Source organism: Peribacillus simplex NBRC 15720 = DSM 1321 (assembly GCF_002243645.1).
In the GTDB taxonomy this organism is placed as follows: domain Bacteria; phylum Bacillota; class Bacilli; order Bacillales; family DSM-1321; genus Peribacillus; species Peribacillus simplex.
Map to the genome: position 1 here is coordinate 3,905,640 of NZ_CP017704.1, position 16,685 is coordinate 3,922,324.

A 16,685-nucleotide genomic window follows, 5' to 3' on the forward strand; every position below is an offset into this window, starting at 1 on the left:
CATTGAGTACAACGATCAAAGAAGAAAAAGAAACTGCCAGCTTACTTGATTCAACACAGGTCGTAATCAAGGAGGCGCTGGATAAGCTTGGCTATTCTGAAGAAGTGTTCGAGCTTTTGAAGGAACCTCTTCGGATGCTGACCGTCCGGATTCCAATTAAGATGGATGACAATACGACGAAGATTTTCACTGGATACCGTGCCCAGCACAACGATGCTGTCGGTCCGACGAAAGGCGGAATCCGTTTTCATCCCGAAGTCGATGAGGAAGAAGTCAAAGCACTTTCAATGTGGATGAGTTTGAAATGCGGAATCGTGAATCTGCCATATGGCGGAGGAAAAGGCGGCATCATCTGTGATCCGCGCCAAATGTCCATTGGTGAATTGGAAAGGCTTAGCCGCGGATACGTTCGGGCAATCAGCCAAATAGTGGGGCCGACTAAAGATATTCCGGCCCCGGATGTTTATACGAATTCACAAATCATGGCATGGATGATGGATGAGTACAGTAGAATAAGAGAACACGATTCTCCTGGTTTCATTACAGGTAAGCCACTGGTACTGGGCGGTTCACACGGTAGGGAAAAGGCGACTGCACAAGGTGTCACCATCTGTATCGAGGAAGCGGCAAAGCGTAAGGGCATAGAATTGAAAGGTGCACGCATCATCGTCCAAGGGTTTGGGAACGCAGGAAGCTTTTTGGCCAAATTCATGCATGATGCAGGTGCAAAAGTGATTGGCATATCGGACGCATATGGTGCCATATATAAACCGGATGGTCTGGATATCGATTACTTACTTGATAAAAGGGATAGCTTTGGAACGGTAACGACACTATTCGATAATACAATCACCAATCAGGAACTTCTGGAACAGGATTGTGATATTTTAGTGCCGGCTGCCATTTCCAATCAAATCACCAAAGAAAATGCACATCTTATCAAAGCCCAAATTGTTGTGGAGGCAGCGAATGGACCTACCACATTAGAGGCAACCAAGATCTTGACGGAACGCAATGTTCTTCTCGTACCTGATGTATTGGCAAGCTCAGGCGGTGTGACAGTTTCTTACTTTGAATGGGTTCAAAATAATCAAGGTTATTATTGGGAAGATGCAGAAGTCCAAACCAAATTAAAAGAGTTATTGGTCAATTCATTTAATCAAGTATATGAAATGTCCGAGACAAGAAAAGTGGATATGAGGCTGGCAGCGTATATGGTGGGTGTCAGAAAAATGGCAGAAGCCTCGATATTCCGCGGCTGGGTATAAGCTTTAGTCTAATAATGGGGAGTGGAGGAGTGATTCCGTGTTAAAACCGATTCATACCATCGAGTGTGCTCAGGATGGGACCGTCGAACAAGTTTACGTTCAAAAGAATTCCTATGTTTATGAATGGGAGAGGCTCTTTTTAGTGAAGACGGAAGATGGGAAATTGATTGATGTTTCAATAGGTGCCAGTGGTCACATTACTGAAATTAATGTTTCGGCAGGGGATCCTATAAATAGAAAGCTTCCTTTAGCTTTGCTCCAAGACGATTTTATTATAACTGGCTCTGATTGATTATAGGAAAGAGGGTGTTCCAAAGGCGGAGGTGATTCGGCTTTGGGATGCTCTTTTTTTGTTGAGATCAAATAAATGGTGATGACAAAGCCAGGAAAAAGTTTGAAAAGAAAAAACGATGGGGGCTGAGAATTTTTAGCTTTCCAACAGAAGGCACCTAGCAATTATTTCTTGATAGGAGCTGGGAATAAGGAAAAGGGAATAACCCATCCCCACTTATCATCCGCGTTTTACTTTTGACGAAGATGCCATGGAGTACGGTGTTAACATTTTTATCAATGCTGTTCGAAAAGATTTTAGGAAAGAATTAAATGCGTGGCCCGGTCTATCTGGGAGAAGGAAAATAGAACTAGAAAGTACATGACCCAAGATTATAAACGCGCCTTCGCTGACCGTACACCTTAACAGGGTAGGGTTTCGCGAAGGTATTTTTCATTTGGAAGGGCATATTGCCATATTCCCCTTCATAAACTGTTATGAACAAACAAGCCAATAGACAATGGGCCAGAAAGGGGTTGATCATGGCTGCTCGAAACCGGGTAAACAGCTTAATTCTATCTGTGTGTGCTTTCTAGGAATTTAAGCCCGCGGCTTGAATACGACGTGAGATAGACATCAAATAAATAGTGGTCTTTCTGAATGTATCCAAATTTTATTCAGAATTCCGCCATTTAAAAAAGGGGAGTTAAATCAGCGTATGAGAATCTCAGAATTAAAAAGGAAAGCCCTTCAGTCGTTGGGAGGTAAATGGGGAGTAACTGTTTCGCTTATGTTTCTGTTGTTCTTGATCAACCTCATTTTCCCTTTAATTGTCGAAGTGATCGGAAGCGGTGGGTTTTCACAATGGCTCATGCAGGAAGAAACACCGTTATGGTCTGATATCTTCAGCTTGGTCTTTTCCATTGCCTTAATCCCGCTTACCATTTCAACCACTTGGTTCTACCTGAATTTGGTCAGGGAAGGAAACCCTGATATTCCAGAAGTATTCGCTATCTATAAAGATGGAAAAACCTCTTTCAAGCTTATTGGGGCATCCATCTTACAAGCAATTTTCATTTTTTTATGGTCATTATTATTAGTCATTCCGGGTATCATCAAATGCATCGCCTATTCGCAGCTGTTTTTCTTATTGAAGGATCATCCTGAATACACGGTGCTTGAAGCCATTAAAGAAAGCAGAAAAAGAATGAAGGGCTTGAAATGGAAGTATTTCCTTTTGCACCTAAGCTTCATCGGGTGGGGCATCCTTTGTATGTTCACGCTGGGAATTGGTTTACTATGGTTGATTCCTTATTGTGGGACAACAATGGCTGCATTCTATACTGAATTAATCGTGCCTCAAGAAGATTTTGACGATCCACAAATAGAGGTATAAAAGATCAACCGATAGCAATTGGCTATCGGTTTTTTATACCTTAATTCCTGATTAACTTTAAAAAGGTTAAATTGTTCATTTTGCCTGGTGTATAATAGAATACTGAGAATGCCATTTAGGGGGATTACATAGTGAGTGGTTTTAATATTGCGGATCTGATATACCAATTGTTTTGCCTTGTATTTCTAATTCTGATCATCGTGGGGACCGTATCTCTTTTCCGTTCCATGAAGCATCGTAAAACCAGACTGGATATCATGGAAAAGAAAATGGATGATTTACATGAACTGATTAAAAGGGGCAAAAATTGACGGCTACAGTGCAGCCGTTCAGACTGTAGACAAACTCGAAGAAAAGCGAGTTTGCCTGCAGTTTTTTTTTTTGAAAAACGTTCTAGTTAATTGGAACGGAAGGTACGAGACTCCTGCGGGAAAGCGTGTCCAAGGGAGACCCCGCAGGCGAGCGCCGACGAGGCTCCCGGACAGCCCGCGGAAAGCGAGTGCCTGGAGTGGAAATCAACGATCAGATTTACAAACCCTCAAAAAAAACGTTCCAGCTGATTTCAGAAATCCGCTCCCATTCCGCCGACTGTCTGCCAAGCCTCATCAAAGCAAGCGTCTGTGGGGTCTCGGCTAGCCAGTTTAAGGATTTCATTATATATAAAATAGTGAAAATTCATGAAGGATAACCAAGTCTTCTTTAATAATCATCGTATTTTGTCTACAAACTGGACGGCTGCAACGTGGAGTCATTCCGATTTAAACTCCGGCAATTATAAAAAAATATCTATACTGAAATAACTTAGTGAAAAGCACTGTCTCCGAATTTGAAAAAGAGGATTGGATTTTAAGCATCAATTGAGAGACATAAAAAAATAGAAAAAGAAAGGGAATTGTCAAAAATAAGCAGTTTTACATAGGGTTGTTGGGATTGTGGGGCAAATTTCATGTTTGGCTGCTGGTATGGAAGATGCATGGTTTGTTGCGGGACTTTACCCTATAATGGAATAGATGTGTATTTAAGGATTTGGTGAAAAAGTCTATCAGGAATGCTCGACCCTATAACAAATCGACTGAGATGGGAATGCTGAACATTCGTCCTTTTGTTAGGTAACTTTTGAGAAGTGGGAGGAGTCGGTATCATGAAAGAAATTATTGCAGTAAAAGAAATTACTAAGTTTAAAACACGGACGGAGGAATTTAGTCCGTACGCTTGGTGTAAACAGATGCTAGAAAATGACCCGGTGAGTTATCACGAAGAAACGGATACGTGGAATGTTTTTAAATATGAAGATGTGAAGCGGGTTCTCAGTGATTATAAACATTTTTCGAGTGTTCGGAAACGGACTACCATATCGGTTGGAACGGATAGTGATGAAGGTTCTGTACCTGAAAAGATCCAAATCACTGAAGCCGATCCACCAGAGCATAGAAAACGCCGTTCACTGCTGGCCGCAGCATTCACACCTAGAAGTCTTCAAAACTGGGAACCTCGCATTCAGGAAATTGCAGATGAATTGATTGGAGAAATGGATGAGGAAACGGAAATCGATATTGTGCAATCATTGGCGAGTCCGCTTCCGATCATTGTCATGTCGGATTTGATGGGCGTTCCCTCGAAAGATCGTTTATTGTTTAAGAAATGGGTGGATATCTTATTCCTTCCTTTTGATATAGAAAAACAAGAAGAAGTAAATGAATTGAAGCAAGTGGCAGCAAAAGAATACTATCAGTATTTGTATCCGATTGTTGTGCAAAAACGATTAAACCCGGCAGATGATATCATCTCAGATCTATTGAAGTCAGAAGTGGATGGGGAAATGTTTACGGATGATGAGGTTGTCCGGACGACCATGCTGATTTTAGGAGCGGGGGTCGAGACAACAAGTCATTTACTGGCCAATAGCTTTTATTCCCTGCTATATGATGACAAAGAAGTTTATCAAGAGTTACATGAAAACCTGGATTTGGTTCCGCAGGCGGTCGAAGAAATGCTTCGTTTCCGATTCAACCTTATTAAATTGGATCGCACCGTAAAGGAAGATAACGATCTATTGGGAGTGGAATTGAAAGAAGGGGATAGCGTGGTTGTTTGGATGAGTGCAGCTAATTTGGACGAAGAGATGTTTGAAGACGCCTTCACCCTTAATATCCACCGCCCTAACAATAAGAAACATCTAACCTTCGGAAATGGCCCTCATTTCTGCCTGGGAGCGCCGCTAGCCAGGCTGGAAGCAAAGATTGCGCTTACTACATTCCTGAAGAAATTCAAGCATATTGAATCAATGCCATCGTTCCAGTTAGAAGAGAATCTTACCGATTCAGCGACCGGGCAAACATTGACATCACTACCGCTTAAGGCATTCCGTACGGTTTAAAAACGAAAAAACCTTGTGCACTAACCTGCATAAGGTTTTTTTCTTGTTAGTAGGGAAGCATGGCATACATGTTGAATGGTATGCGTTAAATAGGAAATCTATAGTAACCCGAAGTTGAGGAGACAATGACGAATAGAGTAGTATGATAAAGTAGAAAATTTTGTGCCAAGGCATGTTCCCCGAATTAGGTTGGCGGGCGATGAAGCAATTACATTCACCATGCGATGAAGAAGATATGATAAAATAGAAATTTCCATATGAAACGGTTTTAAAAAGTGAAAGGATGTTATTATGAAATTAAAGCAGCAATTAACCATTGCATTTATAATAAGTGTACTTTCTTTAATCGGGTTCAGTTTCATGGCATTTACCATAAGTGCAAATGAATACCTGAAATTTGATGAAGATGTCATTTCCTTGGTGCAGGGATGGGAGTCTCCTCTTCTGACGGACATCATGAAGTTCTTTACCTACATAGGTTCTACCGGTTCCCTGATCATCCTTTCTTTGGTCATTTTGTTTTTCTTATATAGGGTTTTGAAGCATCGTTTGGAACTTGTCCTATTCACTGCAGTCATGGTTGGTTCACCTCTTCTCAATTTGATGGTTAAGCTATTCTTTCAACGCGCCCGGCCTGATTTACATCGACTCATCGAAATAGGGGGGTACAGTTTCCCTAGTGGACATGCCATGAATGCATTTTCTTTATACGGTATTCTTACATTTCTGCTATGGCGTCACATTAGGGCTAGGTGGGCAAGGATTCTATTGATTCTGTTCAGCATGATGATGATTCTCTCGATAGGTATAAGCCGAATATATTTAGGGGTCCATTATCCTAGTGATATCATTGCCGGATATTTGGCGGGTGGTTGTTGGATTGCGATTTCCATTTGGTTTTTCCAAAGGTATCAAGACCGGCGGAAGAACAAAGATCGTTAATAAAGGGAGCAAGGTTATTGCAAGATAAGCAGCCGGCAGGTAACAAGTCAGCTGTTGATTCAAGAAAGTTAGGAGCGTATTAAATGGAAAACTGGATTACGGAATTCATGAATGATTTTGGGTATATGGGAATCTTTCTATTAATAGCATTGGAAAATATTTTCCCGCCGATCCCGTCTGAGGTCATTCTTACTTTTGGCGGTTTCATGACGACAACAGCGAATATGACGATTATGGGCGTCGTGATCGCATCGACTATAGGGTCAGTGGCAGGGGCAGTCGTCCTTTATGGAATTGGTTTACTTCTTGATGTTAAGGTCATTGAAAAGTTCGTGGAAAGATGGGGCCATATTCTTAGGTTAACGGTATCGGACGTCCATAAGGCGAATTCATGGTTTGACAAGTATGGGGCATGGACCGTGTTTTTCTGTAGACTGGTACCGCTGATCAGAAGCTTGATCTCGATTCCAGCAGGCATGTCCCATATGAGCTTTTGGCTCTTTCTGCTTTACACAACATCCGGAACATTAATTTGGAACATCATCTTAGTGAATATCGGGGCAGCTGTTGGATCTTCGTGGGAAGATATTGTAGGGTATATGGACATTTATTCAAACATCGTTTATGCGATATTGGCATTGCTATTCATTACTTTCGTTGTTTTGATTTTTAGAAGGAATAAAGGCAAAGTATAATCTCAGTTTAGTTGATTGGCCGTTCGAATCGGCACTTTCATTACATAACCGAATATGAACACCAAAGGCTGTCATTGCGACAGCCTTTTTCTTATGGAAGGAAGAGACAGAACTCAGAATAAAGGGGGAGTGCTTTGGACAAAATGAGTGAAACGAAAAAGGAATGAGGTTCGGTGCTATGGCTTCTTTTTTCAAACAAAAGAGACAAGTGAAGCAACGTGAAAAGAAAAAGGAAGATGAAAGTCAATCCAAAAGCAAAACGCCTGATTATATAGAAAGTTCCATTGCAGCAAATCTGGAAAACGTGAAGAAAAAGACGGGAAACAGTCCGGACATCATTATCCGAACGTTGAAAATCGGTCAAAATCCGGAGATAAAAACGACTATTTTGTATGTGCAGGGTCTGATTGATAATCCAAGCGTTACGGACTTTTTAATTGAGTCAATCATGAAAAATCCTCATCTATCAGAAAAAATACTTCCACAAGAAGCATTGGATATAATCTCTGAAGACGTGGTTTCCCTCGGTGGTGTAGAAACCGTCAAGGATTGGGAAAAATTGTTTTTGTCATTATTATCAGGGGACAGCATCATTTTTGTTGATGGTATAAACATCGCCCTGGTTGCCAGTACAAGAGGAGGAGAAAAGCGCTCGATTCAGGAACCAAGCACGCATTTGACTGTCCGGGGATCAAGAGAAGGGTTTACGGAATCGAATGGAACAAACATCGCCATGTTACGCCGGATCATCAATACACCGGATTTATGGATAGAGTCGATGAAAATAGGCACGGTGACAAAAACGGACGTTTCCATCATGTATATAAATGGAATTGTTAAAGAAGAGATTGTCGAGGAGGTCAAGAAGCGCTTAAATCGAATTAACATCGATAGCATTCTTGAATCAGGATATATTGAACAATTGATAGAAGACCAGGTCATGACCCCATTCCCAACCCTTAACCATACAGAAAGACCGGATATGGTCGCAGGAAACCTTCTGGAAGGAAGAGTGGCGATATTCGTTAATGGAACGCCTTTTGTCCTGGTGGCACCGGCAATATTTGTACAGTTTTTCCAATCTGTCGAAGACTACTATAATCGCTTCGACATTGCTTCAGCCACACGTTTTTTACGGATCATCGTTTTCATTATTTCTATAGTCGGGCCAGCTGTCTATGTTGCAGCCACGACTTTTCATCAGGAAATGATCCCAACGAAGTTGCTGATCATTGTAGCGGCCCAAAGGGAAACGGTTCCTTTGCCTGCCGTCATTGAAGCGCTTCTCATGGAAATGACCTTTGAAATATTACGGGAAGCAAGTCTTCGGATGCCAAAGGCTGTTGGTTCGACCATGTCCATTGTCGGAGCATTGGTCATCGGGCAGGCGGCTGTCCAGGCTGGTATCGTATCGCCGGCAATGGTCATCATCGTCTCGATCACGGCGATTGCCAGTTTTGCAACTCCTTCTTATTCCATAGCCATATCTGCCCGCATTGTGCGGTTCGGATTCATCATTTGTGCCGGCACTTTAGGTTTTTATGGGATGATTTTAGCCTTTATCGTCCTTATTGTCCATTTATGCAGCCTGCGTTCACTTGGAGTTCCTTATATGACACCGCTCGCCCCTCTGAATCCGGAAGGGTTGGGCGACACATTCTTCAGAAGACCTATGTGGGCCTTTAAGGAAAGGCCAAAATTTATAACCAACGAAAATAATCTGATAAGGGAAGGCGAAAATCAAAGACCCCTACCTCCAGAATCGCGCGGAATGAAAACTTCTGACGAGAAAAAAGGTGAAGGCAATGAATCGTAAAAAGCTAATTCTGTTCTTGATGTTGATCTGTACTACACTCACCACCGGCTGTTGGGATAAAACAGAGTTAAACGAAATGGCCATCGTCTCGGCAGTTGGACTCGATAGAAATAAAGAAGGAAAGTTAGTGGGAACTTTCCAAATCATTAATCCAAGCAATGTAGCGGGAGCTCTTCAGGGCGGCGGCGGAACAAATCCGCCGATATCCATTTATAGGGCCACCGGAGATAATGTGCTTGAACTGGATAGTCTTGCTTCAACCAAGATTTCACGAGATATGTATTTTGCCCATGCCAACCTGATTGTCATAGGTGAGGAGCTAGCAAAAGAAGAGGGCCTCAACGATATTTTCGACGCATTTGAGCGCTCACCGGAATTCAGGGCAACTACGAGGATCGTGATTGCCCGGGGTGTGAAAGCAAGGGATATTGTCGAAACGTTAACCGCAATCGATAAGGTATCTGCTGAGAAAGTCATTAAAACGATTGAAACCACTGAAAAAACCCAGGGGAAAAATATTAGCATCAATCTCCAAGAGGTGATCAAGAATCTGCTTAGTACCGGAAAAGAACCGATAATAAGTGGTTTTACCGTGAAAGGAAACACAGGTAAAGAGGATAGTATGGAGAATACCATGTCCTCGGATATTGAGGCAAACCCTAATGCAGTAGGGATAGGTGTTTTTAAAGATGGGAAATTGATTGACTGGCTGGATGGCGATAAGGCAATAGGATCAATGTGGGTATTGGATAGGATCGAAAGTACCAATTTAAACCTTGATTGGGAGGGAAAAAAAGACGCAATCACCTATCAGGTTATTCGCCAAAAAACCAACGTCGGAGCAAAATTGGTAAACGGCAAACCGAAAATATCGATAAAGGTCCGTGCAGAAGGCGATATCCGGGAGGTGAATGTTCCTTTGAATCTAACCGATACGCATGTTCTGATAGATATTGAAAAGAAGTTAGCGAAAGACGTGAAGAAGGAGATGGAAGTCGCGATCGTTCGGGCACAGAAAAATAAATCCGATATTTTTGGCTTTGGTGAAATCATGCATGAATCCCACCCTAAAGAATGGAAGAAAATCGAAGAAAACTGGGACGATGTTTCTTTTCCTAGGCTCGAAGTAGATGTGCAGGTAGAGACTTTCATTCGCCGTACCGGATTACGCAATAAGCCATTTCTTTCAAATTTAAAAAAGAAAGATCAATAATGGAAAGGAAGTGGCATCCTCATGGAAAAGGCAAAAATCAGCGGTTACCAGCTGTTCGTCCTTATTTTCCTGTTTGAAATGGGCAGTGCACTTTTGGTTCCGCTTGCAGGTGAAGCCAAGCAGGCTGCTTGGCTAGTCATCCTTATTGCGATGATAGGCGGATTTTTATTATTTTTCATTTATTATGGCCTTTTTCAATACTACCCTGATCAGCTGTTAACAGAGTTTGTAAAACATATATTGGGGAATTTTCTAGGCAGGATTGTAGCTTTTCTATACATCCTTTATTTCATCTATCTTGCTGCAAGGGTGCTGAGGGATTTCGGAGATACACTGCTTACTTTTGCCTATCCTCATATTCCGTTATTTTTTGCGAACGCTGTATTCATTTTAGTCGTGGTGTATACGGTCCGTAAAGGGATAGAAGTATTGGTGAGGACGGGGGAACTATTCTTTGTCTTGGAGAATTTACTTTTAATGACTTTCATGCTTCTGATTATTGCTTCAGGCATGATCCATTTAAACAACTTAAAACCCATTTTTGAAATCAGCGGGACAGAGATGTTGAAAATGGGTTTCACTAAAACCGTTTTCTTTCCATTTGGCGAGATCATCGTGTTTTTAATGATTTTTCCTTATTTGAACGAACCTCAGCGACTGAAAAAAATTGGGATAGGGGGCTTGGCGACAAGCGGTATTTTTCTCGCGATAATAATGGCTGTGAATATTGCTGTACTTGGTGTGGACCTTACAACACGTTCGCAATATCCTCTTCTTACCCTCATTCAGTCAATAGAGGTCGCTGGCATTCTTGAACGGCTCGATGTGTACTTCTTGTTTTTGTTGTTGATTGGTGGGTTCATTAAGATAAGTGTATTTACTTATGTAGCGGTAACGGGTACGGCGAATATTTTCAATGTTAAACAGCCCTCCAGACTTGCTTACCCTGTTGGCATGGTCATTTTATTGATCTCGATTATTATAGCAAGCAGCTATACGGAACATATCTATGAAGGGCTAGATGCCGTACCAAATTACATCCATCTGCCATTTCAGGTGATCATTCCGTTGCTTCTCTTGATCATTGCCTTTTTTAAGAATCGAAAAAAAAGGAAGACAAGCAACAAAATAAGTTCTTAAAAGGTGGAATTAATGAGAAATGAAAATCTTTGGTATTACAGTTTTGATCCTAGTCCCTTTAGTGGTCATAACTTTAGGTATGGATATATTATTGGGATTTGATTTGGATAATTCAATAAAGCATGCCTTTAACCCATTTTTGGTGAAGGATCCCGCTGAACTTATCCTTTTTCTCATTCTTCTTGTATTCCTTGTGTTCAGCTTCTTTTATCGAAAAAAAAAGAAAGGCAACACCAAAGGACAACAATGATGGTGCAATTCCCCTTGCTGAAATAGAGATGAACTCCGAATATGGGAGTTTGTCTTTTTGCTTTTTTACAACCCCGTAAACCCATTTCATAGTATGATGATAAAATGAGCTTATTTTTCAACGGAATGTAAAATCACTCAACAACAAAACCTCGGGAGGAGGACGGCAATTTGGATATCAAATTAAATCAAAAAATCATAAAAGACATGTGCGGGGCCGTCTCCTTCAAAAGAGGGGAAGCTTTTCATCGTGCCAATAAAGTGACATTTGAAAGTTACCGTCCTGATGGTTGTGAAGCAACGGTTAAAGGAAAGGAAGACTTCCATGTCACGATTGAAGTGGATGCTGTCGGCGGATTTCAGACGAAATGCAGCTGTCCTACGCTGGCTTCCTTCCAAAGGGATTGCCAGCATATTGCAGCCGTCCTGCTGTCGGTTTACGACCATCAGCGAGATGGAACGATTCCTGAGGGCCTGCGTGCACACAGTTCTGATGCTTCAGCCAATAAGAAGTTGTCGGAGGGTTTGCTGACCCTTTTCGATAATCAGCCTGTACGCAAAAGCGGTCATCAGCGCCACTTTGAAAAAAGAAAGATGCTTGAAGCAGAGTTTACGTGTAAACCAGTATGGATGGGAACGGAACAATATATGTTAGGACTGGAAATGAAAATCGGTTCTTTCAATGTGGCGAATGTCCGGGATTTCCTGAAGCGAGTTAAAGAAGGAAAGCCTGCCCAAGTGTCCCTTTCACTTATATATGACCCGGTATTGCATTGTTTTCAGAATGAAAATGATTCAGTGCTTCAGGAGCTCATTACCGTGATATCGGATGAAAAAGTCTATGTTGACGCCCTGACGGGTAAATCTGAATATACATTGGACAATCACTTATTACTTTTGCCTCCATCTTCTTTTCGAAGGCTTGTCCCCGTCCTTGAAAGAGCGCCCTTGGTGAAGCTTGCCTATGGTGGCCTTACATTCAATGGCTTTCGTTTATCAAACGGACCGCTTCCTTTACAGTTTGACTTTACCGAAAGCGAGGGCAAAGGTTATCAACTGAATATTAAAAGGCTGCACGAGATGATTGTCATGAATGCATACACATTGGTTCTATTTGAAGGGAAATTGGTTCAGCTCGAAAATGAGGATTTCCAGCGCCTTTCAGAGTTAAAGCAAATGATGGAGGATTCGGGGATGAATCAAATTCCAATCCATCATGACCAGCTGGAATTATTCCTGGACAAAGTGGTACCAGGTTTGAAAAGACTCGGTGAAGTCCAGATAGCAAGATCCATCACCGAATTGTTTTTGAAGACACCGCTGGTTGCAAAGCTATACTTGGATCGAGTGAAAAACAGGTTGCTTGCGGGGTTGGAATTCATTTATGAAAATATCGTAATCAACCCTTTGGAAAAACAGGAATCCAAGGCAGTCTCGATGATTATAAGGGATGTTGAGAAGGAAGCGGAGATACTAAAGCTGATGGAGGATAGCCAGTTTACCAAGACGGACGGCGGCTATTTCTTGCATAACGAAGAGTTGGAATATGAGTTTTTATACCACATCGTTCCGAAACTCCAAAAGCTGGTACAAATCTATGCCACGACGGCTGTAAGAAATCGGATTTCCCGTGGGAATGCTGCACCGCGGATTAGGGTGAAAATTAAAAAAGAACGGACTAATTGGCTCGAATTCAAATTTGAAATGGATGATATCCCAGATAAACAAATACGTGAGGTCTTAGCAGCGCTTGAAGAAAAAAGGAAGTACTATCGTTTAAGAAATGGATCGCTGCTTTCCCTTGAAACAAGGGAATACGAGGAAATCAATCGTTTTCTGAATGCACTGCCCGTACAGGATGAAGACCTGGAAAGCACGCTGAACATGCCAATCGTAAAAGGGCTGCAGCTCCTTGATTCCGTGAATGACAGCCAGACATTCACAATGGAGGAATCATTCCGTCAGTTTTTGGATAATATCAGGAATCCGGGCGCCTTGGAGTTCATCGTTCCAAATAGTCTAAGCCCGATCTTGCGCGAATATCAAAAAAACGGCTACAAATGGATGAAAATACTTGCCCAATACGGTTTTGGCGGGATTCTTGCTGATGATATGGGGCTGGGGAAAACATTGCAAAGCATCACGTTCATTTTATCCGAGCTACCTGACATCCGTAAGAAAAGGGTTCCGGCGCTTATTGTCTGCCCATCATCTTTGACCTACAATTGGCTGAGCGAATTCACTAAATTCGCTCCTGATATACAAGCCGTCGTCGTAGATGGCGACAAGACGGAAAGGTCGAAGCTGCTTAAGGAAGTGAAGGACGTGGATGTAGTGATCACCTCTTATCCATTGCTCCGGAAAGACATCACGTCGTTTGAAAAAGAGGACTTCCATACGGTGTTTTTCGATGAGGCACAGGCCTTTAAGAACCCAGTGACACAAACGGCACGAGCGGCCAAGAAGATAAAAGCGGCACATCGCTTCGCGTTGACTGGTACGCCTATCGAGAATTCACTAGAAGAGCTCTGGTCCCTTTTCCACGTCGTATTCCCTGAACTATTCATGGGGTTAAAGGAATATAGCAACCTCTCCAGGAAGCAGATTTCCCGCAGGATCCGTCCATTTTTGCTGCGGAGAATGAAAGAGGACGTACTAGCGGAATTACCGGAAAAAATCGAGTCGCTGGAATCGATGGAACTGCTTCCTGATCAGAAGAAACTGTACGGCGCCTATCTGGCGAAGCTGCGGCATGATACGCTGAAACACCTGGACAAGGACACCCTCCGGAAAAATCGGATCAGGATCCTCGCTGGCTTGACCCGGCTTCGGCAAATATGCTGTCACCCCGCATTGTTTGTTGACGGGTATAAAGGCAGTTCAGCAAAATATGAGCAACTGATGCAAATTCTCGAGGAATCGAAGCATTCTGAAAGACGGGTGCTGATTTTCTCGCAATTTACAAAAATGCTTCAAATTATCGGCAGGGATTTGGCCATGAAGGGACAACCCTTTTTCTACCTGGATGGACAAACCCCATCAAAGGAACGTGTGGAAATCTGCAATCGGTTTAATGCAGGAGAACGGGATATATTCCTCATTTCATTGAAAGCGGGCGGTACGGGTCTCAATCTGACGGGTGCCGATACAGTCATTCTATATGACCTTTGGTGGAATCCGGCAGTTGAAGAACAAGCTGCGGACCGTGCCCATCGAATGGGGCAGAAGAATGCGGTTCAAGTCATCAAACTTATAGCCCGTGGCACAATCGAAGAAAAAATGAATGAACTTCAAGAGAAAAAGAGACACCTTATTGAAGAAATCATCGACCCTGGAGACAAGTCGTCATCTGCACTTACTGAAGAGGATATCAGGGAAATCCTGATGATATAAGGAGAGGGATACGGTTACGCAGACGAGTAGAGCTGAAGGTAACCATAGTTATTAAACATACGGGAACAAGTGATGAATTGTATAGTTAGTTATGGAGCATTTCTTTGTAATGAGGAATGCTTTTTTTATTTTTTAAAATGAAAGGATATTTCAGTAACAATAATAATATAATAAAAAACAACAATGTTTTATTGTAAAACGATAAATCGTATGTTAAATTAAATTGACAATAAATAAGTGAGGTGCTTTTTTATGAAACTAGGAACAACACTCTTTTTAAAGATAGCTGTTATTCTTATTGGAATTCCAGTTCTTGCTTTGTGCATCTTTGTGGTGCCTGAGATAGCGAATTTTGCAGCAGAATTATATCCGGATATGACTTATTTGAAATATCTCATTTTAATCGATTTGTATGCATCGGCGATACCTTTTTACTTTGCTCTATATCAAGCCTTTAAACTTTTAAGCTATATTGACAAGAACAAAGCTTTCTCGGAATTATCTGTAAGAGCTTTAAAGACTATAAAAAATTGTGCAATAACAATCAGTGTCTTGTATGTGGTAGGCATGCCGCTCTTTTATCTCATGGCGGAAATGGACGACGCCCCAGGTATCATATTAATCGGAATGGTCGTTATTTTTGCTTCAATGGTGATTGCAGTCTTTGCTGCTGTTCTTCAAAGGCTTTTACAAGAAGCCATCGATATAAAATCAGAAAATGACTTAATAGTCTGAGGTGAATAACTTGGCAATTATAATCAATATTGATGTGATGCTGGCTAAAAGGAAAATGAGTGTTACAGAACTTTCTGAGAGGGTTGGAATAACGATGGCTAACCTTTCCATATTGAAAAACGGTAAGGCAAAAGCGATTCGATTAACAACTTTAGAGGCGATTTGTAAGGCTTTAGAATGTCAACCAGGAGATATTTTAGAATACCGAAATGATGAAGACACCCAAGATTAAAAAAGTGGAAAAAGAAAGAGTTCATAAAAGGGGAGTTACTCATGAATTTAACCATTAAAAAAATGGAGGCACCAATCATGAGAGCACTAAAACAACTCGTTCGTTTTGGTTGGGAGCAGGCCCTATCATGTTTGTTTCCTGCCGTTATTTTTGCCTCTTTGGCTATTACAAAATTCATTCCGCTTCCCTTCCTGCCGCGGTATGACTGGCTGCTCATCATCTGCCTTCTGATGCAGTGGTGGATGGTGCGTTCTGGGCTTGAAACAAAGGATGAACTAAAGGTTATCACATTGTTTCACCTTATTGGACTTGCTCTTGAACTTTTCAAGGTACATATGGGCTCCTGGACTTATCCAGAGGAAGGATATTTCGAAATTTTTGGAGTGCCTCTGTATAGCGGATTCATGTACGCGAGTGTAGCGAGTTATCTGTGCCAGGCGTGGAGGAGGTTAAAGGTTGAACTGGTCAAGTGGCCACCTTTTTTGGTCGTTGTATCTCTTGCAGCTGCAATTTATTTGAATTTTTTCACCCATCATTATTGGATTGATGTTCGTTGGTGGTTATCTGGACTTGTCATTTTCGTATTTTGGCGATCATGGGTCACATACGAGATTGGTGGAACTCGTTATCGTATGCCAATCGCACTTTCATTTGTGCTCATCGGATTTTTTATATGGATAGCCGAAAATATCGCAACGTTCTTTGGAGCTTGGGAATATCCAAACCAAACCGATGCATGGAGTCTCGTTCATCTAGGAAAGGTAAGCTCATGGCTATTATTAGTGATTGTTAGCTTTCTTATAGTGGCGACGCTAAAACAGGTTAAGGGGAAAGGTTCCACCGAGATGGATGCTGGCCATGTTTTATAAAATGACTTCACTCGCGAAAAATTCTACTTAATTCAAGTTAGGTGAAAAGACGGCACATAATGGGTATGTGTCGTCTTTGATTTTCTATG

General features: G+C 41.8%; 15 protein-coding genes and 1 pseudogene. All 16 read left to right on the forward strand.

Annotated elements, in window-relative coordinates; genetic code table 11:
• Positions 1 to 2 precede the first annotated feature (2 nt).
• Positions 3 to 1,268 (forward strand): Glu/Leu/Phe/Val family dehydrogenase, encoded by a 1,266-nt coding sequence (locus BS1321_RS18845; RefSeq protein WP_063232536.1) that lies wholly within the window; start codon positions 3 to 5, stop codon positions 1,266 to 1,268.
• A 37-nt stretch (positions 1,269 to 1,305) separates the two neighbouring features.
• On the forward strand, positions 1,306 to 1,560 hold the full coding sequence (locus BS1321_RS18850) for a biotin/lipoyl attachment domain-containing protein (protein ID WP_063232537.1): 255 nt from the start codon (positions 1,306 to 1,308) through the stop codon (positions 1,558 to 1,560).
• A gap of 129 nt (positions 1,561 to 1,689) precedes the next feature.
• Positions 1,690 to 1,924 (forward strand): annotated as a pseudogene (locus BS1321_RS28230) (hypothetical protein); the annotation flags it as partial.
• A gap of 333 nt (positions 1,925 to 2,257) precedes the next feature.
• The gene (locus BS1321_RS18855) at positions 2,258 to 2,935 is read left to right on the forward strand and encodes a DUF975 family protein (protein WP_063232539.1); all 678 of its coding nucleotides are present in this window, start codon (positions 2,258 to 2,260) and stop codon (positions 2,933 to 2,935) included.
• A 131-nt stretch (positions 2,936 to 3,066) separates the two neighbouring features.
• Positions 3,067 to 3,246, forward strand: a complete 180-nt coding sequence (locus BS1321_RS18860) for a hypothetical protein (protein WP_063232541.1) — start codon at positions 3,067 to 3,069, stop codon at positions 3,244 to 3,246.
• 827 nt (positions 3,247 to 4,073) lie between these two features.
• Positions 4,074 to 5,312 (forward strand): cytochrome P450, encoded by a 1,239-nt coding sequence (locus BS1321_RS18865; protein ID WP_063232863.1) that lies wholly within the window; start codon positions 4,074 to 4,076, stop codon positions 5,310 to 5,312.
• A gap of 291 nt (positions 5,313 to 5,603) precedes the next feature.
• A complete protein-coding gene (locus tag BS1321_RS18870) occupies positions 5,604 to 6,254 on the forward strand; it encodes a phosphatase PAP2 family protein (RefSeq protein WP_063232542.1) in 651 nt (216 codons plus the stop codon).
• 83 nt (positions 6,255 to 6,337) lie between these two features.
• Positions 6,338 to 6,949 carry a DedA family protein gene (locus BS1321_RS18875; RefSeq protein WP_063232543.1) on the forward strand — a complete coding sequence of 204 codons (612 nt, stop codon included), beginning with the start codon at positions 6,338 to 6,340 and terminating at the stop codon, positions 6,947 to 6,949.
• A gap of 178 nt (positions 6,950 to 7,127) precedes the next feature.
• Positions 7,128 to 8,765, forward strand: coding sequence for a spore germination protein (locus BS1321_RS18880; RefSeq protein ID WP_063232545.1), 1,638 nt, complete (start codon positions 7,128 to 7,130; stop codon positions 8,763 to 8,765).
• Positions 8,755 to 9,978: a Ger(x)C family spore germination protein gene (locus BS1321_RS18885; protein WP_063232547.1), complete on the forward strand. Its 1,224-nt coding sequence runs from the start codon at positions 8,755 to 8,757 to the stop codon at positions 9,976 to 9,978. Before BS1321_RS18880 ends, BS1321_RS18885 begins: the two co-directional genes overlap by 11 nt.
• A 21-nt stretch (positions 9,979 to 9,999) precedes the next feature.
• Positions 10,000 to 11,118 carry a GerAB/ArcD/ProY family transporter gene (locus tag BS1321_RS18890; RefSeq protein WP_063232549.1) on the forward strand — a complete coding sequence of 373 codons (1,119 nt, stop codon included), beginning with the start codon at positions 10,000 to 10,002 and terminating at the stop codon, positions 11,116 to 11,118.
• A 19-nt stretch (positions 11,119 to 11,137) separates the two neighbouring features.
• On the forward strand, positions 11,138 to 11,368 hold the full coding sequence (locus tag BS1321_RS18895) for a YczF family membrane protein (RefSeq protein ID WP_063232551.1): 231 nt from the start codon (positions 11,138 to 11,140) through the stop codon (positions 11,366 to 11,368).
• Positions 11,369 to 11,538: 170 nt separating this feature from the next.
• A complete protein-coding gene (locus tag BS1321_RS18900; RefSeq protein WP_063232552.1) occupies positions 11,539 to 14,760 on the forward strand; it encodes a DEAD/DEAH box helicase in 3,222 nt (1,073 codons plus the stop codon).
• 252 nt (positions 14,761 to 15,012) lie between these two features.
• On the forward strand, positions 15,013 to 15,495 hold the full coding sequence (locus tag BS1321_RS18905) for a DUF2975 domain-containing protein (RefSeq protein ID WP_063232554.1): 483 nt from the start codon (positions 15,013 to 15,015) through the stop codon (positions 15,493 to 15,495).
• A 10-nt stretch (positions 15,496 to 15,505) separates the two neighbouring features.
• Positions 15,506 to 15,727, forward strand: a complete 222-nt coding sequence (locus BS1321_RS18910; RefSeq protein WP_063232556.1) for a helix-turn-helix domain-containing protein — start codon at positions 15,506 to 15,508, stop codon at positions 15,725 to 15,727.
• A gap of 77 nt (positions 15,728 to 15,804) precedes the next feature.
• Positions 15,805 to 16,596 (forward strand): DUF817 domain-containing protein, encoded by a 792-nt coding sequence (locus tag BS1321_RS18915; protein ID WP_081112881.1) that lies wholly within the window; start codon positions 15,805 to 15,807, stop codon positions 16,594 to 16,596.
• The last annotated feature ends 89 nt before the right edge of the window (positions 16,597 to 16,685 follow it).

What these genes read in the sequence shown, in the direction of transcription:
- BS1321_RS18855 (WP_063232539.1), top strand. Translation starts at nt 2,258, where the DNA reads ATGAGAATCTCAGAATTAAAAAGGAAAGCCCTTCAGTCGTTGGGAGGT.
- BS1321_RS18870 (WP_063232542.1), top strand. Translation starts at nt 5,604, where the DNA reads ATGAAATTAAAGCAGCAATTAACCATTGCATTTATAATAAGTGTACTT.
- BS1321_RS18875 (WP_063232543.1), top strand. Translation starts at nt 6,338, where the DNA reads ATGGAAAACTGGATTACGGAATTCATGAATGATTTTGGGTATATGGGA.
- BS1321_RS18880 (WP_063232545.1), top strand. Translation starts at nt 7,128, where the DNA reads ATGGCTTCTTTTTTCAAACAAAAGAGACAAGTGAAGCAACGTGAAAAG.
- BS1321_RS18885 (WP_063232547.1), top strand. Translation starts at nt 8,755, where the DNA reads ATGAATCGTAAAAAGCTAATTCTGTTCTTGATGTTGATCTGTACTACA.
- BS1321_RS18890 (WP_063232549.1), top strand. Translation starts at nt 10,000, where the DNA reads ATGGAAAAGGCAAAAATCAGCGGTTACCAGCTGTTCGTCCTTATTTTC.
- BS1321_RS18895 (WP_063232551.1), top strand. Translation starts at nt 11,138, where the DNA reads ATGAAAATCTTTGGTATTACAGTTTTGATCCTAGTCCCTTTAGTGGTC.
- BS1321_RS18905 (WP_063232554.1), top strand. Translation starts at nt 15,013, where the DNA reads ATGAAACTAGGAACAACACTCTTTTTAAAGATAGCTGTTATTCTTATT.
- BS1321_RS18915 (WP_081112881.1), top strand. Translation starts at nt 15,805, where the DNA reads ATGAGAGCACTAAAACAACTCGTTCGTTTTGGTTGGGAGCAGGCCCTA.